Source organism: Rothia sp. HMSC072B04, from assembly GCF_001813725.1.
In the GTDB taxonomy this organism is placed as follows: domain Bacteria; phylum Actinomycetota; class Actinomycetes; order Actinomycetales; family Micrococcaceae; genus Rothia; species Rothia mucilaginosa.
Genome location: NZ_KV813815.1, coordinates 61436 through 77188 on the forward strand (window position 1 = coordinate 61436; position 15753 = coordinate 77188).

Below are 15753 nucleotides of genomic sequence, written 5' to 3' on the forward strand. Positions count from 1 at the left end.
GTTTATACCTCGGCGACCTTGCGGCCCAGCTGTGCGAACAGGGAGGCGTTGATGCGGAAGCCTTCGATGCATTCTTCGATGAGGGCTTCGCGCTGTTCGTCGGTCAGGGGTGCGTTGTCGAGCAGTTCGCGGTAGCCGTCCTTGAAGACCTTGGGCTTGGGCAGTTCGGTGAAGCGGTACATGCTCAGTGCTTCTGCGGGGATGCCGTAGTGGCGGGTGACGAGCGCTGCGACTGCCTGGCCGCCGGAGAGGTCGCCGAGGTAGCGCAGGTAGTGGTGTGCGAGGTAGCGTTCGGGGGAGTTGATGGTGGCGCGGATACGCTCTACGTATTCTGCGGTTGCGGGCAGGGGCGCGTCGATGTCGCCGTCCTGGCCGAGTGCGCGGATGTCTGCACGGATGTATTCTGCGCGGTCGAGGCCGGGGTGGGTGAAGGGTTCGGTGATGGGGCTGGTTTCTGCGCGGTAGTGTTCGGAGACTGCCTCGAGTGCTTCGTAGATGTGCACGTACTGGTTGATGAGGCGCAGGTATGCCTCGGTGTTGAGGGAGCCGCCCATGAGGTCTTCCATGAAGGTGGAGTGTTCGGCGTTGTCGTGGACGTGCTTGGTGCTTTCCTTCAGGCGTGCGGAGAAGCGTTCCTGGGTGGTTGCGGGGGCGGTAATAGTCATGGTGAGTTCCTAAAGTGGCTTGTGGGTGAACAATAAATGTTTTAGTGACACCATGTCACCAAAACCTGTTAATGACATATTGTCACCAAAAACCGGTTTTGGCAATAGTTCTCATAAAAAATTTGCTAAGGTAAACCTTATGAACAAGTCACCCTAGGCATTAAGTTACACAAACATAGGCTAATAGGGCTAGACTTGATACGAACACCACAATCACAAAATTCAAGGAGACACCGAATGTCTACCCCCTCTCTCACCAAGCGCACTTGGGCGTTCTTGGCTTCAGCAACCATCGGCCTCAGCGGCGTCGCCGGCGTACCCGCAGCCTTCGCAGCTGAAACCAACTCCCACATCAGCGCCGGTGAGGTAACCGCAGCCTCAGAGCAGAGCCTGCAGGACGTCACCGTCAACTGGGGCCTGAAGAAGTCCTTCCGCTCCTACATCAACGGTGCCTTCTCCCAGGGCTCCCAGGAACTGACCGGCGTCACCACCAACGAAGACGGCTCCTACCACTTCACCTCCGCCGAAGGCACCGTAGCCAACGGCGAATACTCGGTCACCTTCACCGGCTCCTCGATTCACTACACCGCACACCACGGTCTGCTGGAAGTCATCATCTCCGACCTCTCCGTCACCATTAAGGACGGCGTGGGCACCGTGCGCGCCAACGTTCAGTCGCGCCCCTACAACGGCAACACCACCCCGAACGACCTAGTCGAAACCAAGAACATGACCCTCGGCACTTTCAACGCCTCCGGCCTGAAGGTTGAGGGTAACACCATCACCCTGCCCAGCGTTGACGAGGAAAACGGCACCCGCGTCAAGCTTTCCGAAGAGGCAACCGGCGCCTTCGCGGGCTTCTACAAGGCGGGTCAGGAGCTGGATGCACTCGGCTTCTCCGCAACCATCGTGACCAAGGAAGCACCCGCGCCGAGCCCTGAGCCCAGCACTAAACCCAGCGCCGAGCCGACTGCTGCGCCGACCGCAGAGCCGACTGCTGCGCCGAGCAGCGAGCCTTCCTCCGCACCGACCAGCGAGGCACCCAAGCCCGCCGAGCCCACTTCTGCAGCGCCGAGCGTAGCCCCCACCTCCGCGGCCCCCTCCTCCCCCGCCGCAACCACCGAGCCCAAGCGTGAAGAAAAAGTCACCGGCAACGTCGTCGAGTCAGGCACCCTCAGCTGGGATATCCGCGAGTCCTTCCTGAAGTACCTGACCGGCTTCGCGCACGGCTCCGTGAACGTTGAGGGCATGGAGAAGACCGCAGCTGGCGGCTTCAAGTACACTCAGGCATCCGGCGTGTACAACCCCGAGACCAAGACCGGTCAGATCAACTTCGCGGGCACCGCAGAGTTCACCGGCCACAATGGTCAGCTCAAGAGCACCATCAAGAACATGCGCCTGGTCGTCGTCAACGGCAAGGGCACCCTGGTCGCTGACGTTGACGCGCTGACCCGCGACGGCAAGTCCGTTTCCAAGACCGGCCTGGCTATCGCCGAGGTGGACCTCTCCGGCGCGAGCGTGAAGGACGGCGTTTTCTCGGCGCAGAACGCAGCAGTCGCGCTCACCGCTGAAGGTTCTGACGTGCTCTTCGCCGGCCAGTACCGCGGTGCCGACAACGCCATGGCACCGCTGAGCTTCTCCGTAAAGCTCAGCGAGCAGACCGCGGAGAACACCGTTGAGGTTCCCCGCATCTCTGAAAACAAGTCCTCCGATAACAAGGGTTCTGAGAACGGCTCTTCCGATAACGGCTCCTCGAACTCCTCCGATAACTCCGGCGCTAACGGCTCCGGTTCTAATGGTTCGGCAGGCACCTCCGGCAGCGTCTCTAACGGCGGTTCCTCCTCGAACGGTTCTGTCAGCAACAACCCGGCACAGCCGGTCTGCGTACCCGTCACCCGCACCCGCGAGGTGCAGGAGCAGGGCGCATCCGACGGCACCATTAAGAGCGCAAACCTTGGCTGGGGCGTGCGTGACTCCTTCCGCAACTACGTGCGCGGTGGCATCGCGAACGGTAGCTGGGAGCTGAACGGCACCTCCTACTCTTCGGATGCGTTCAACTGGTCTAACGGCACCGGCACCTTCAAGGGCGGTAAGGGTTCCATCTCCTTCAGTGGTTCGGTTCGTTTCACCGGTCACCACGGCATTCTGGACACCACCATTGCGAACCCGCGCCTTGAGATTAACGGCAATTCCGGCACTCTCTACGCGACCATGAACAGCAATGACCCCTCCGGCAAGGCAACTAACTACGGTGAGGTGGCACTGCTGAAGGTGGATCTTTCGGGTCTGCAGAGCTCCGCTGACGCTGTGAGCGTCAACGGTGCAGCAACCACCCTGACCGCTGAGGGTGCGAAGGCGTTCGCTGGCTTCTACGACGCCGGTAAGGACATGGCTCCGCTGAGCTTCTCCGCGGCGATTAACGGCGCGAAGACCACCACCAAGACCGTGTCCGAGACCGTCTACGAGGGTGAGGGTTGCGACCCGGTCACCGGCAAGCCTCTGGCTTCCACCGGCGCCTCCGGTGTTGAGGGCACCCTGGTTGCAGGCTTCATCGCTGTTGCAGCCGGTGCGGGTACCGTCGTGTACACTCGCCGCCGCAAGAAGGCATAACGGCACCTCACGAGGATGCCCACGCTGTCGGCTCGCCCGTGAGACTCAACCATGAGGTTCACCGGTGAGCCGACACGGTCCGTGCGGGGGTGCAGATTTTCACTGCACCCCCGCTTCAGGTGCCAGGTTTTACCCCGGCGCCTACCCCAGTTTTTCTAGCTTCCTTTTTTTCTGCGAGACGACGATGTTTTCTTCCCTTTCTTCTTCTGTCCTGAACCGCCGCGATGCAGTGAAGTATGCAGCGTTCTCCATCACTTCCGCTTTTCTGCTGAGCTCTTGCGGTGTGGGTACTCAGAACCCGGCCGCTTCTTCAAGCACTTCGCAGGCTGTGGTGGATGAGCAGAGCACCCGCACCGTTTTGGAGAACCTTGCCGATCAGCTGCGTTCTTCTATTGCCCCTGATCAGAAGGCTCTGCGTGGCCCCAATAGCGCCGCAGATACCCCCGAAATTCAGCCGATGGTCGATACCCCCACTCCGGCTTTCCCCGTGACGTTCAAGGACTTCAACGGCACCGAGGTGACCGTTAAGTCCGCTGACCGTGTGCTGGCGCTGGACCTGTACGGCACTCTGGCTCAGCAGATGATTGCGCTGGGTCTGGGCGGTCGCCTGGTCGGTCGTGTCACCTCCTCGACTGAGCAGTCGCTGGCTCATCTGCCGCTGGTGACCCAGAACGGTCATGACCTGAACGCTGAGGCGATTCTGGCGACCTCCCCGGACCTGGTGCTGTGGGATAAGAGCAACGGCCCGATTGAGATTGTGGATCAGCTGCGCGCTGCGGGTGTGACCGTGGTGGTCTTCGATCATGAGCGTCGTATGGATAAGATCATTCCGCAGCTCAAGGCTGTTGCGCAGGCGCTGGGTGTCCCGGAGGCGGGCGAGCAGGTTGCTGCCCGCGTGCAGAAGGACCTGGATTATGTCCTGCAGGTGCTCAAGGACGTCGCCCCGAAGGGTGCACAGCAGGTGTCGTTCGCATTCCTGTACGTGCGCGGTACCGCTGGCGTGTTCTTTGTGCTCGGCAAGGGTTCGGGCGCTGACGATTTGATTCAGGCTATTGGCGGCAAGGATGTGGCGTCTGAGCAGAACGCGACGAATATTATTCCGGCGACCAGTGAGGCGCTGGTGAAGCTGAACCCGGACGTCATTCTGACCATGAGCGGCGGCATTAAGTCCACCGGCGGTTTGGATGGTTTCTTGGCTCGCCCGGGTGTGGGTGAGACGACTGCCGGTAAGAATAAGCGCATTATCGATATGGGTGACGGCCAGATTCTGTCCTATGGCCCGAATACTCCGGCAGTATTGCTCTCGCTCGCTAAGGCTGCGTACTCGACTCCTGCGGGGGGCCAGTAGTGGCTGCCGTGAAAAGTGCGGCGGGTGCGCGGGATTATCGTGCTTCACGTCGGCGTCGTGCCGGTCTGACGTTTACGTTTTTGGCGGTGGCACTGTGCGTTGTGATGGTGCTGTCTGCGGGTTTGGGCCAGTACAATATCCCGATTGATCAGGTGGTTGCTTCTGTGGGCCGCCGTCTGGGTCTTGCACCGGAGAACCCGGCGATGCAGCTGGCGGATAGCACTCTGTGGAATATCCGTTTCCCGCGTGTGCTGTTGGGTGTGCTGGTGGGTGCCGCTTTGGGTACTTCCGGTGCGGTGATGCAGTCGGTGTTTGGTAACCCGTTGGCTGAGCCGGGCGTGATTGGTGTTTCCTCGGGTGCGGCAGTTGGCGCGTGTTTGTCGATTGTGTTGAACCTGCAGTTCTTCGGTATTTTCACGACTCCTGCATTCGCGTTTGTGGGTGCGTTGGCGGCTACTGCGCTGGTGTATTTCCTGTCGCGTTCTTCGGGTCGTGCGAAGGTCCTGTCGATGATTTTGACGGGTATTGCGGTAACTGCGGTGGCGAATGCAATTATTGCGTTCCTCATGTTTATTGCTGATACGACGAGCCGCGATCAGATTGTGTTCTGGCAGATGGGTTCGCTGAACGGTTCCACGTGGAAGGCTGTGGCGAGCGTGTGGCCGGTTATTCTGATCGGCTTGGTGGCGTGTTTTGTGATGGCTTCTTCGCTGGATGTTCTGGCGTTGGGTGAGCGTGCGGCACAGCATTCGGGCGTGAACGTGGAGCGTCTGCGTGCGGTGTCTATTGCGGCGACGGCTTTGTTGACGGGTGCTGCGGTGGCGTATGCGGGCATTATTGCGTTTATTGGCCTGATTATTCCTCACCTGTTGCGCATGATTTTGGGTCCGTCGAATCGTGTGTTGTTGCCGGCTTCGGCATTGGGTGGCGCGCTGTTGATTGCGCTGTCTGATTTGGGTGCGCGTACGCTGGTGCCTTTTGCTGATTTGCCGATTGGTATTTTTACGGCTTTGGTGGGCGGCCCGACGTTCTTCGTGTTGTTGCGCCGTTCCCTGGGTCAGGGTGGAGGTGCTTCGTGAGTGAGTTGTTGAGCCTGTCCGGTGTGTGTTTTAACGCTGGTGGGCGTCAGATTTTGAATGATGTGTCTCTGTCTGTTGCTGCGGGCGAGGTTGTGTCGCTGATTGGCCCTAATGGTGCCGGTAAGTCGACTCTGTTGGGTGTGATTGCTGGTGATATTGCGCCCAGTGGCGGTGAGATTCTACTGGATGGCACCCCTTTGGGTTCGATTCCTGCCCGTCAGATGGCGCGTCAGCGTGCGATGCTGCTGCAGAAGTTGAATGTGGCGTTTTCGTACACGGTGCATGAGGTGGTTCAGATGGGCCGCACCCCGTGGAAGGGTACGGAGCGCGCTGAAGAGGATGACGCCGTGGTTGCTTCGATGATGGAGCGTACGTCGGTGACTCACTTGTCGGATCGTGATATTACGACTCTGTCCGGTGGCGAAAGTGGTCGTGCTCATTTGGCGCGTGTGTTTGCTCAGCAGACTCCGCTGATTCTTTTGGATGAGCCGACTGCGGCATTGGATATTACGCATCAGGAGCAGACGTTGCGGGTGAGCCGTGAGTTGGCTGCTGAGGGTGCTGCGGTGTTGACGGTGCTTCATGACTTGGATGTGGCGGCTGCGTATTCTGACCGTATGGTGTTGTTGCGTGGTGGTGAGGTGGTTGCTTCGGGCACCCCTGAGCAGGTGTGTTCGGCGGAGTTGTTGTCTGAGGTGTATCAGCATCCGATTGAGGTGTTGAGGCATCCGGTGACGAATCGTTTGTTGATTCTGCCAGAACGCTGAGTCTGCTAGCGCGTTGAGTTTGCTGGCGCGCTGATTTTACGGGGCTTTAGCGAACCATCCCGCAAACACTTTCCACCTCAAAATATGCCAGTATTCGCATATATTAAATCTCCGTTCTGGAATGGCTGTAAATATCAGTTCATTACAGGGCGGAGATTATCTTTATCCCCTCCTACACGGATACACTGAAAGGTAGTGTCCGCAATACTGAACTCTATTCAGTTCAGCATTCCATCCATTCGAGAAAGAGACCCCCGCATGGATCCTCAGCAGAAAACGGCAGCGCCTGCCGTTGCCGGCTACATTCCCGAATATTCTGAAACACCGCATAGCGGATCTTTCGATATTGCCCAGCACGGTTTGAGCAGCGATGATGTTGCTCGCCTGACTGCTGAAGGTAGGGTCAATACCCAGAACAATAAGTCTTCTCGCACGCTGTGGAGCATTATGCGTGCGCACCTGTTCACGGTCTTCAACTTTGTGTTGGGTGCCTGTGGTGCCGTGGTGATTATGTACCAGCGTTGGGCTGATCTGCTCTTCCTGGCGGCTGTTATCGCTAACGTGGTGATTGGTTTTGTGCAGGAGTACAAGGCGAAGCTTGAGCTGGACCGCATCTCCCTGCTGGACCGCTCCCCCGCTACTGCCGTGCGTGACGGTAAGAGCGTTGAGGTTCCGATGGAGCAGCTGGTTGAGGGTGACGTTGTCATCCTCAAGCGCGGCGATCAGGTTCCGGCGGATGCTGTTGTGCTCACCTCCGATTCTTTGGAGCTGGACGAGTCCCTGTTGACCGGTGAGAACGACCCGATTGCTAAGCGCCCCGGCGATATGGTGCTGTCGGCATCGAGTGTGCTGGGTGGTACCGGCCGCGTCCTGCTCTCTCACGTGGGTGCTAATTCTCGTGCAAGCAAGATTTCTGATGAGGCGCGCCAGTTCTCACGTATTCAGTCCGAGCTGCGTGATGCGCTGAACCGTGTGGTCCGCTGGATTACGGTGGGCCTTGCGGTCATTATTCCTGTGGTGTCGTGGGGTCAGATTCAGGCGGCTGGTGGCCTGGAGACCGTGCAGCAGAACCACCTGTGGGAGCAGGTTTCTATTGCTGTGGTGTCCTCGGTTGCTTCGATGATTCCGCAGGGTCTGGCGCTGATGACTACTCTGGCGTTTGCGGCGGCGGCTGTGGCGCTGGGTCGTAAGCACAACATCCTGGTGCAGGAACAGCCTGCGGTTGAGGTTCTGGCTCGTGTGGATGTGGTCTGCTTCGATAAGACCGGCACCCTGACTGAGGGTGGCGTGATTTTTGATTCGGTGCGCCCGCTGGACACCGTTGCTGAGGCTGAGGGCCCGGATGCTGACTCGGCGGAGCACACTTCTTGGCGTGCTTCTCTGCCTGCCGGCTGGAATGAGGCGCTGGCGTGGTTTGGTCACGATGAGAACGCGAACCCGACCGCTGCGGCTCTGACCGGTGGTTTCCCGGATGCTTCGTCGGCGTCGGTGAGCGGTATTGTGCCGTTCTCCTCGGCTCTGCGTTTTAGTGCGATTGAGTTTAAGGATTCGGGTGCGTGGCTTCTGGGCGCTCCGGAGGCGCTTCTCGCCAAGGGCACCGCTGAGCGTGAGCGTGCCGCCGAACTGGCGGCGCTGGGTCTGCGCACGATGGTTTTGGCGCATGCTTCTGCGGTGGTTCGCAATGAGAAGGATGAGCCGATCCAGAAGATCCCGTCGGATGCTGCCCCGGTTCTGTTCGTGATTTTCCGTGAGAATGTGCGAGCGGACGCGCCTGAAATTGTGGAGTATTTCCACCGTCAGGGTGTGACTCTGAAGGTCTTCTCGGGTGATAATCCGTTCACTGTGGCTGCGGCTGCGAAGACTGCGGGCATGGATACGTCTGCGGGCGCGGTTGATGCGTCGACTCTGCCTGAGGACGGTCCGGAGCTTGCGGAGGCTGCGGTTACTCACAATATTTTCGGTCGTGTATCGCCCGAGCAGAAGAAGAACATGGTGATTGCCCTGAAGGAGCGCGGCCATGTGGTGGCGATGACCGGTGACGGCATTAACGACGCTCTGGCGCTTAAGCATGCAAGCTTGGGTATTGCGATGGGTAACGCGGCTCCTGCGACGAAGGCTGTTTCTCGCCTGGTTCTGCTGGACGGTAAGTTCTCGTCTCTGCCGGCTGCGCTGGAGCAGGGCCGTCAGGTCATTACGAACATTGAGATGGTGGCGAACCTGTTCTTGACGAAGACTGGTTTCGCGATTCTTCTGGGCGTTCTGTTCAGCCTCTTCGGTTTGACTTTCCCGTTCTTGCCGCGTCAGTACTCGACTGCGGACTTCTTGATTGTGGGTGCGTCCTCCTTCGCGTTGACTCTGTTGCCGAATTCGCGCCGTTACGTGCCGGGCTTCTTGCGTCGCGTGCTGAATTACACGGTTCCGAACTCGATTATTGTGGTTGCGATGCTGTTGGCGGTGACGTTCACGGCTCGCGGCATGGGTGTTGAGGATATCCGTCAGATTCAGACGGCTTCGTTCATCACCCTGGTGATGATGGGTCTGTGGAACTTGGCTGCGGTGGCTCGCCCGTTCAACCGTGCTCGTGTTCTGCTGTTTGGTGCGTTGCTTGCGGTGTTCTTCGCGGCGTTGTTCGTGCCGATTCTGGTGGAGTACCACCAGTTCGTTACTGTGCTTCCGCATCTGCTGTGGACGGCTCTGGGCGCCGGTGCTCTGGGTGCCGCGCTGATTGAGGTGAATGCGCATCGTAATCGCCGTTGGCAGAAGCGTAATTACCCTGAGCTGGAGGTTGCTCCGCTGAATTTCTTCCCGGCTAAGTAGTTAGTCGGAAGGTAGCTGCTTCGGTAGCGTGTGGGCCCCGTATCCTGTGGATGCGGGGCCCTTTCGTGTCTTCGCAAGCATCCCCTCCGTAGTGTTCCGGAATCAGCCGGAGTACTCCTACTAGCAGCACCGAGGGTGTGTCTCAGCTATCACTTGGGTGAAACATTTAACAGCTTCTGATAGCTTTTGCCTCTCACCTTGCTCTTAACCTGGGAAAACCCTTAGAGTTACAGGGAACTATTTGAGAAGGGAAACCTTCTTCAGGGTTGTTACTGGTTTGGCAGGCAAGACCTGAGTTACTCAACACCGTATGGGACGGCAGCATATATCTGCCGAGAATCCCCTCTATTTGCTGTACCGAAGCTCCATAGTGGGCACGAGTGTAGTGCTTCCGGTGGTCGAGAGACTCGGGTCTTTTGTGTTTTCTGGCCGTGTTTTCCGGGGCTTTTTCGGCCACCGCAACGTCAGGTAGGCACAGCCTCCGGCAACAACCGCATAGACATTGACCGCATATCTAAGGAAGTATCGTGAATAACCGCGAACTTGGCGAGAAGATTCTTGACGGCCTGGGTGGCCCCGAGAACATCGCGCACATTACTCACTGTGCAACCCGCCTTCGTGTCACTCCTGTGTCTAACGATGCAGTGCAGAACAAGAAGATTGAGAGCCTGCCCGGCGTTCTCTCTGTGATTGAGCAGTCCGGCCAGACTCAGGTTGTTCTGGGCGATCGCGTTGAGGCTGTGTACAACGAGATCAACGCTCTGCCTTCTATGTCCGGCCACGCTGAGGGTGACACCAAGGTTGAGGCTGAGGGCAAGAAGTCTGGCTGGCTTACCAACGTCTTCGACGTTCTGTCTGACTCCTTCCGTCCTCTGCTGTGGGCACTTCTGGGTACCTCGATGATTCTGACCCTGATTGTGTTCCTGCAGCAGCTGGGCTTCTTCGGCCAGTACACTGACTTGACCGGTCAGAGCGTGAACATTGACATCATTAACGGTGCTCGTGTGGCTGACCCCGAGGCTGCTAAGGCGCTGAACACCCAGTGGATGCAGCAGTTTGCTTTCTGGTACATCCTGAAGGCTGCTTCGCTGTCGGTTCTGAACTTCATGCCTATCATGCTGGGTGCTACCGCTGCTAAGCGTCTGGGCGCGAACATGTGGGTTGGTGCGGCTATCCCCGCTGCACTGATGACCGGTACCTTCACCGATCTGACCGCTCTGGCTGACCCCGCCACCAAGATTCTGAACGTTCCGTTCTTCGGTATGGATCTGCCGCTGTACGCATTCAGCTACACCGGTCAGGTCTTCCCCCCGCTGCTGGCTGTTGCTCTGCTGGCTCCGTTTGAGCGCTTCCTGAAGAAGGTTATTCCTTCGATGCTGCAGATGGTGTTCGTGCCGATGATTTCGGTCATCGTTCTGGTTCCGGTGACCGCGTTCCTGGTTGGCCCCATCGGTATCGGTGTTGCTATGGGCATCTCTGACTTCCTGAAGATGGTTAACGACCAGGCTCCGGCTCTGGTTGGTGCTCTGATTGCTGGCCTGTACCTGTTCATGGTTCCGCTGGGTCTGCACTGGCCGCTGAACGCTGTCATGATTAACAACCTGCAGACCATGGGTACTGACTTCATTCAGTCCCCGATGGGTGCTTACAACTTCGCTGTGTTCGGTGTTGTGACCGGTGTGGCTATTAAGGCTAAGCACGACCGCGAGCTGCGCCAGACCGCTGTTGGTGCGTCGATGTCCGGTCTGCTCGGTGGTATTTCCGAGCCGTCCCTGTACGGTGTTGTGCTGCGTTACAAGCGCGTGATCCCGATTATTCTGGTTCCCGCTGTTATTGGTGGCGCTACCATTTCCTTCCTGGGCGTTAAGTCCTACGCGTTCGCGTTCACTTCGCTGCTGTCGATTCCGGCTATGCAGCCCTCGTACCTGTACGTGATTGGTCTGGCTATTGCGTTCTTCGGCGCTATGACCGGTGTTCTGCTGTTCGGTTACGAGTCGAAGGCTGACGCTGTAAGGCACGCTGCGGAGCGTAAGGCTGAGGATGCTGAGGCCGCTCCTAAGGCTGAGGCTGTTGCCGCTAAGGCTGCTCCGGCTGCTGCCGCTACTGCGACCGCTGCTGCTGCACCCGCTGCTTCCGCTGGTGAGGTCATTGAGCTGCACGCTCCGATTGAGGGTACTGCTGTTGCTCTGTCTGATGTTCCGGACCCGATTTTCGCTGCAGGCAAGCTGGGCGAGGGTGTGGCGATTGAGCCGACCGGTACCACTGTCGTTGCTCCCGCAGCCGGTAAGGTTGCTGCAACCTACCCCTCGGGCCACGCTGTGGGTCTGAAGCTGGAGAACGGCATTGAGCTGCTGATTCACGTTGGTCTGGATACCGTGAACCTGGACGGTAAGGGCTTCAGCGTGAAGGTTGCTAAGGGCGATGTTGTTGCTGCTGGCGACGCTCTGATTGAGTTCGATCCTGAGGTTATCAAGGAGGCGGGTTACCCGCTGATTACCCCGGTTATCGTGACCAACACCCGCAAGTTCGCTGAGGTGAAGGGTCTGCCGGGCGTTGCTCACCAGAACCTGAGCACTGTCCTGAAGGTGACCACTAAGTAGTTCGCTTTATAGGCTCTAAGGGGCCCCACCATTGTGGTGGGGCCCCTTTCCTTATGCCCTGTTTCCTTATGCCCTGTTTCCTGATGTGCTGATTCTTTGAGCAGGGTTTGCTGGGGTTTAGGCACTACCCTGGGGTATTTCTGCTAATGTAAGAATACGCTCAACAAGGAAGTTCTCAAGTGATAGGGAGTACGATGATGTCTTCTGATACTAGGACATGGGATACCGGAGCGTGGGAAGAGCAGCAAAAAGAGCTACGCGCTCTTTCTCCTGTTCGGCGGCTGATGCGCCGGCTCAATCTTGAGGCGCTCGTCTATGAGTCCGCGCCGTTTCCGGTTCTGTTGCGTAAGCTCTCCGCGCTGATTCCAGCCTGCCTTCTGTGGTGGGTTATCTACGAGCCGCACCGGCTTGCTTCCTCCACCAGCCTCCCCGAGGGTACTCACGCTATTACACTGCTCCCCGGAGCCTGGGGTGACCCCGCTACGGGGGCTTATGGAGGTCTTCCTGAGCTACCGGGGGTCCTCGTGCGCTGGGTGCTGTGCATCGCGGCAATGGTGGCTGTCGTTCATGTCTGCGGCGTCAAGGCGAAGGGTCAGAGCTTCACCATTCCTCACGATGCCCGTTCACGGCTGATTGCTCTGATGCAGGCTCTCGGCATTTTCGGTGCCTTCGCTCTGGTGGTCTGGATTGAGTACATGATGACTCCGCTGACCCTCATGTTTGAAACCGTGTACGCTGGCCCGACCGCCGTCTATAGCGGCGACGGCGTGATTCCCCTGCACCTGTTCCTATCTTCGTCGTTGAGCGCTATTTTCTTGGGCTATTTTTGTGTGAACATTCTTGCCTCGCTGAATATCCCCGGGTACCTGGGCATCCCCGCAATTATTTACGTGGGGGCGCTCCCTTGGGCTCAGGCGGAGCGGCACCAGTTCACGTTGGCGCTGGCGTGGGTTATTGCGGTGGCGCTGGTGAGTTGGCTCGTGCGCGGCATGTGGGGCACTCTGCTCGCCTGCGTGGGCTATTCTCTCTGGATTGTGCTGGTGGCAACCAGCGGTGATCCTTTTGACCTGTCCGCCAATATGAGCCGTGTGCTCGTGATTTTGGGTTTCCCGCTGGCTTTCATCGTCGCTGGAGGCGGCATTTACCGTATCTTCTATCTGCGGCAGAACCCGAAGATGTTGAGGTACCTGCAGGAGCGCGCCCTGTACCTGGGCGAGTGGTAGCAGCCGGTTAGAGTGGCGCTTCCCTAGTTTTTGTAATTACATATCCCGCTAATGTATCCAGCTAAAGGACGCAGAACAAGCGGGACAGAAAAATCCCGGGCACTCTCTCGTGAGAGTACCCGGGATTCTGTTGTCCTACAGGACGGCTAGAGCGTTACCGCAAGCGGTACTACTCCTGCCAGCCAACGTTGACCCAGTAGTCAGCGCTGGTGTAGCTCTGCTTGAACAGGGACGGACCGTAGTTCGCAACCTTAGCCTTGACAGCGGCGTACATCGGGCCGTTTGCGTAGGGCAGGTACACTGCGACCTTCTCGTAGTAGAGCTTCTCCGCCTCGTTAGCGATCTTGATGCGCTCGTCTTCCTTCTCGGTGTTCTGCAGCTTCTCGATGAGCTTATCAACTTCGGGGTCGCCGACTCCGAACACCTCGGTGGTGAAGAAGTAGGGTGCCGAGGAAGCCAGGTCGGGCAGAACGCCCCAACCGGTGAAGATTGCTTCGTAGCTCTTCTGGCCGAGCACGGAGTTGGAGTTCGACTGCGGCTGGTTGTCAGCGCTCAGGCGGATACCTGCGGACTTCAGCTGCTGCTCCAGAATCTGGTAGACCGCCTGGTAGACCGCCTCGGAACCGAAAGAGGTCAGAGCGAAGCCAGCAACCTTGCCGTCCTTAGCGTAGTAGTCGCCGGACTTGGAGTAGCCTGCGGCCTCCAGAATCTTGCCAGCTGCCTGTGCACCGGTGTCACCAGCGTAGTTGTTCTGGTAACCCTTCTGGAACGGCATTGCGATGATGGAGCCGGGCAGCGGCTCGGTCCAGCCGAGCTGCGAGAAGTATGCCTTAGCGATCTGCTCGCGGTCCACAGAAGCAAGGATTGCGCGGCGCAGTGCCAGGTCCTCGATGCGCTTGGGGTTCAGCTGAATGATGTTGACGTTGGTGTTCTGGCTCTGGCGAATCTCGGTACCTGCCTGGCCCTTCACAGCGTTGTAGCTGGTTGCGCCCACGAAGGTGAAGGCATCCAGTTCGCCGTTCTTGAAGCTTGCACGGATTGCTTCGGAGTCCATCTGACGCCAGATGATGCGGTCCAGGATCGGCTTCTCGCCCCACCACTTGTCGTTCTTGACCAGGGTGAGCACCTTCTGGGAGGAGTTCCACTCGCCAACCTTGAAGGGGCCAGCCCAGTACTGGTCGAGGGGCTTGTCAACGAAGCCTTCGTTGAAGAGGTTGACGTCTTCCAGTGCGGGGTGGATTGCGAAGGCGCACAGACCCTCGGAGGGGTAATACGGAGCCTTCATGGTGACCTTGACGTGGAAGTTGTCGCCGTCCACAGCCTCGATGCTCTCAACCTGCTGCCACATGGTGTTGTCGGTGATGTGGTAGGGGTTGTCGGTGGTTGCGCGGTAGACCTTCCAGCAAGCCTGCACGGCCTTTACGTCCATGGGAGTACCGTCATTGAAGGCAGCCTTGGGGTTGATCTTGAAGGTCGCGGTCTGCACACCGTCGACGGTTTCGGTCTTGTGCTCGGTGCAGAACTCGGGGTTGAGGGTACCTTCGCCTTCGGGGCTCATGGTGTAGAAACCCATCACGGCGGGGATGTTGCAGGGTGCCAGTGCGTCCAGGTTGCTGGAGGTGTAGCCGCTCTGGGTCTGCAGGTTGAAGTTCGGACCCAGGGCGGTAGCCGCGAGAGTCAGGGTACCGCCCTGCTTGAGGGAGGAACGGTCCTGCTTGTTGACCTGAAGGTTCTTCAGAATATCTTCAGCGTTGTTAGCGGCACTACCGCCAACCTTTTCCTTCGAGCTGCCGCAGGCAGCCAGTAGACCAACGGTGCCGAGGGCAACGGTGCCGGTCAGGAGGGTACGGCGAGAGACAGACATGCTCTTCATGGAATTTCTCCTAGAGTATTCGCAGTGTTGTGGAGGCGGCGCGCGAACGGTGCGCAACTAACACTCCAACCCGGCGGGAGGACAGTCTCTGCCGGGGTCGCAGGCAGAATGCCCGCATTTGTTTTAAGTATATCCGTGCAAATCTCTGAGGAACGGGAAAGCGGCGTGCTCCAGAAGGTTTTAATCCTTCTGTAACACGCCGCTTCAGCGCTTTTACCCCTTATGGAGTGTGTGAGCGGTGCTCAACGCTTAGATTTTTACTTCTCCCAACCGACGTTGATCCATACGTTCGGGTTGTAGTAGGGCAGACCGAAGAGCATGGGGCCATAGTTCGCCAGGCCCTTACGGCATGCCTTGAAGTTCGGGCCGTTATTGGTCGGGACGTAGATTGCGACCTCGTCCAGGTGGCGCTTCTCCAGCTCGTTCATGATCTTGAGCTGTTCCTTCGGGTCCTCGGTGGACATCATGGTTGCTGCCAGCGAGTCCAGATCCTTACCGTGACCGTTGTTGGTCTCGGAGATGTAGAAGTAGTTCGCTGCATCCACCGGGGAGGTGGTGATGCCGTAGCCGCCGCTCTTGATGGTGAAGTTCTTCGCGGAGATGATGCTTGCCATTTCGGATGCACCGTGGTTGTCGATGCTCAGCTCGATGCCGATTTCCTTCATCTGTTGGGTGAGGAACTGTGCGGTAGAGCTGACGACCGGGTCGGTACCGAAGGTGGTCACCGAGTAGGAAGCCTTAGTGCCGTCCTTCTCGTAGTAGTCGCCGTTC

9 protein-coding genes and 1 pseudogene are annotated in these 15753 nt (G+C 58.3%); 7 read left to right on the forward strand and 3 right to left on the reverse strand.

Features of this window, described 5'->3' with window-relative positions; translation table 11 throughout:
• Positions 1 to 2: 2 nt before the first annotated feature.
• Entirely contained in the window at positions 3 to 665 is a 663-nt protein-coding gene (locus HMPREF2928_RS08575) for a biliverdin-producing heme oxygenase (RefSeq protein ID WP_070688260.1), read from the reverse strand.
• Between the two features lie 237 nt (positions 666 to 902).
• Between HMPREF2928_RS08575 and HMPREF2928_RS08580 the strand changes: the two genes are divergently transcribed.
• From HMPREF2928_RS08580 to HMPREF2928_RS08610, 7 genes are all read left to right on the forward strand, one after another.
• Positions 903 to 3275, forward strand: a complete 2373-nt coding sequence (locus HMPREF2928_RS08580) for an HtaA domain-containing protein (RefSeq protein ID WP_070688261.1) — start codon at positions 903 to 905, stop codon at positions 3273 to 3275.
• Positions 3276 to 3459: 184 nt separating this feature from the next.
• Positions 3460 to 4623 (forward strand): heme/hemin ABC transporter substrate-binding protein, encoded by a 1164-nt coding sequence (locus HMPREF2928_RS08585; RefSeq protein ID WP_070688263.1) that lies wholly within the window; start codon positions 3460 to 3462, stop codon positions 4621 to 4623.
• Positions 4623 to 5702, forward strand: a complete 1080-nt coding sequence (locus tag HMPREF2928_RS08590; protein WP_012904203.1) for a FecCD family ABC transporter permease — start codon at positions 4623 to 4625, stop codon at positions 5700 to 5702. The genes HMPREF2928_RS08585 and HMPREF2928_RS08590 overlap by 1 nt, the downstream gene beginning before the upstream one ends.
• Positions 5699 to 6469, forward strand: coding sequence for a heme ABC transporter ATP-binding protein (locus HMPREF2928_RS08595; protein WP_070688265.1), 771 nt, complete (start codon positions 5699 to 5701; stop codon positions 6467 to 6469). The genes HMPREF2928_RS08590 and HMPREF2928_RS08595 overlap by 4 nt, the downstream gene beginning before the upstream one ends.
• A gap of 258 nt (positions 6470 to 6727) precedes the next feature.
• Positions 6728 to 9286, forward strand: a complete 2559-nt coding sequence (locus HMPREF2928_RS08600; RefSeq protein WP_070688267.1) for an HAD-IC family P-type ATPase — start codon at positions 6728 to 6730, stop codon at positions 9284 to 9286.
• Positions 9287 to 9813: 527 nt separating this feature from the next.
• Entirely contained in the window at positions 9814 to 11886 is a 2073-nt protein-coding gene (locus tag HMPREF2928_RS08605; RefSeq protein WP_070688268.1) for a glucose PTS transporter subunit IIA, read from the forward strand.
• A 284-nt stretch (positions 11887 to 12170) separates the two neighbouring features.
• Complete coding sequence (locus HMPREF2928_RS08610) at positions 12171 to 13109, forward strand: dihydrodipicolinate synthase (RefSeq protein WP_246823595.1); 939 nt, start codon at positions 12171 to 12173, stop codon at positions 13107 to 13109.
• Positions 13110 to 13278: 169 nt separating this feature from the next.
• On the opposite strand, the gene HMPREF2928_RS08615 is transcribed toward HMPREF2928_RS08610, so the two are convergent.
• Positions 13279 to 14982: an ABC transporter family substrate-binding protein gene (locus HMPREF2928_RS08615; protein WP_070688270.1), complete on the reverse strand. Its 1704-nt coding sequence runs from the start codon at positions 14980 to 14982 to the stop codon at positions 13279 to 13281.
• Positions 14983 to 15239: 257 nt separating this feature from the next.
• A pseudogene (locus tag HMPREF2928_RS08620) lies at positions 15240 to 15753 on the reverse strand (ABC transporter family substrate-binding protein); the annotation flags it as partial.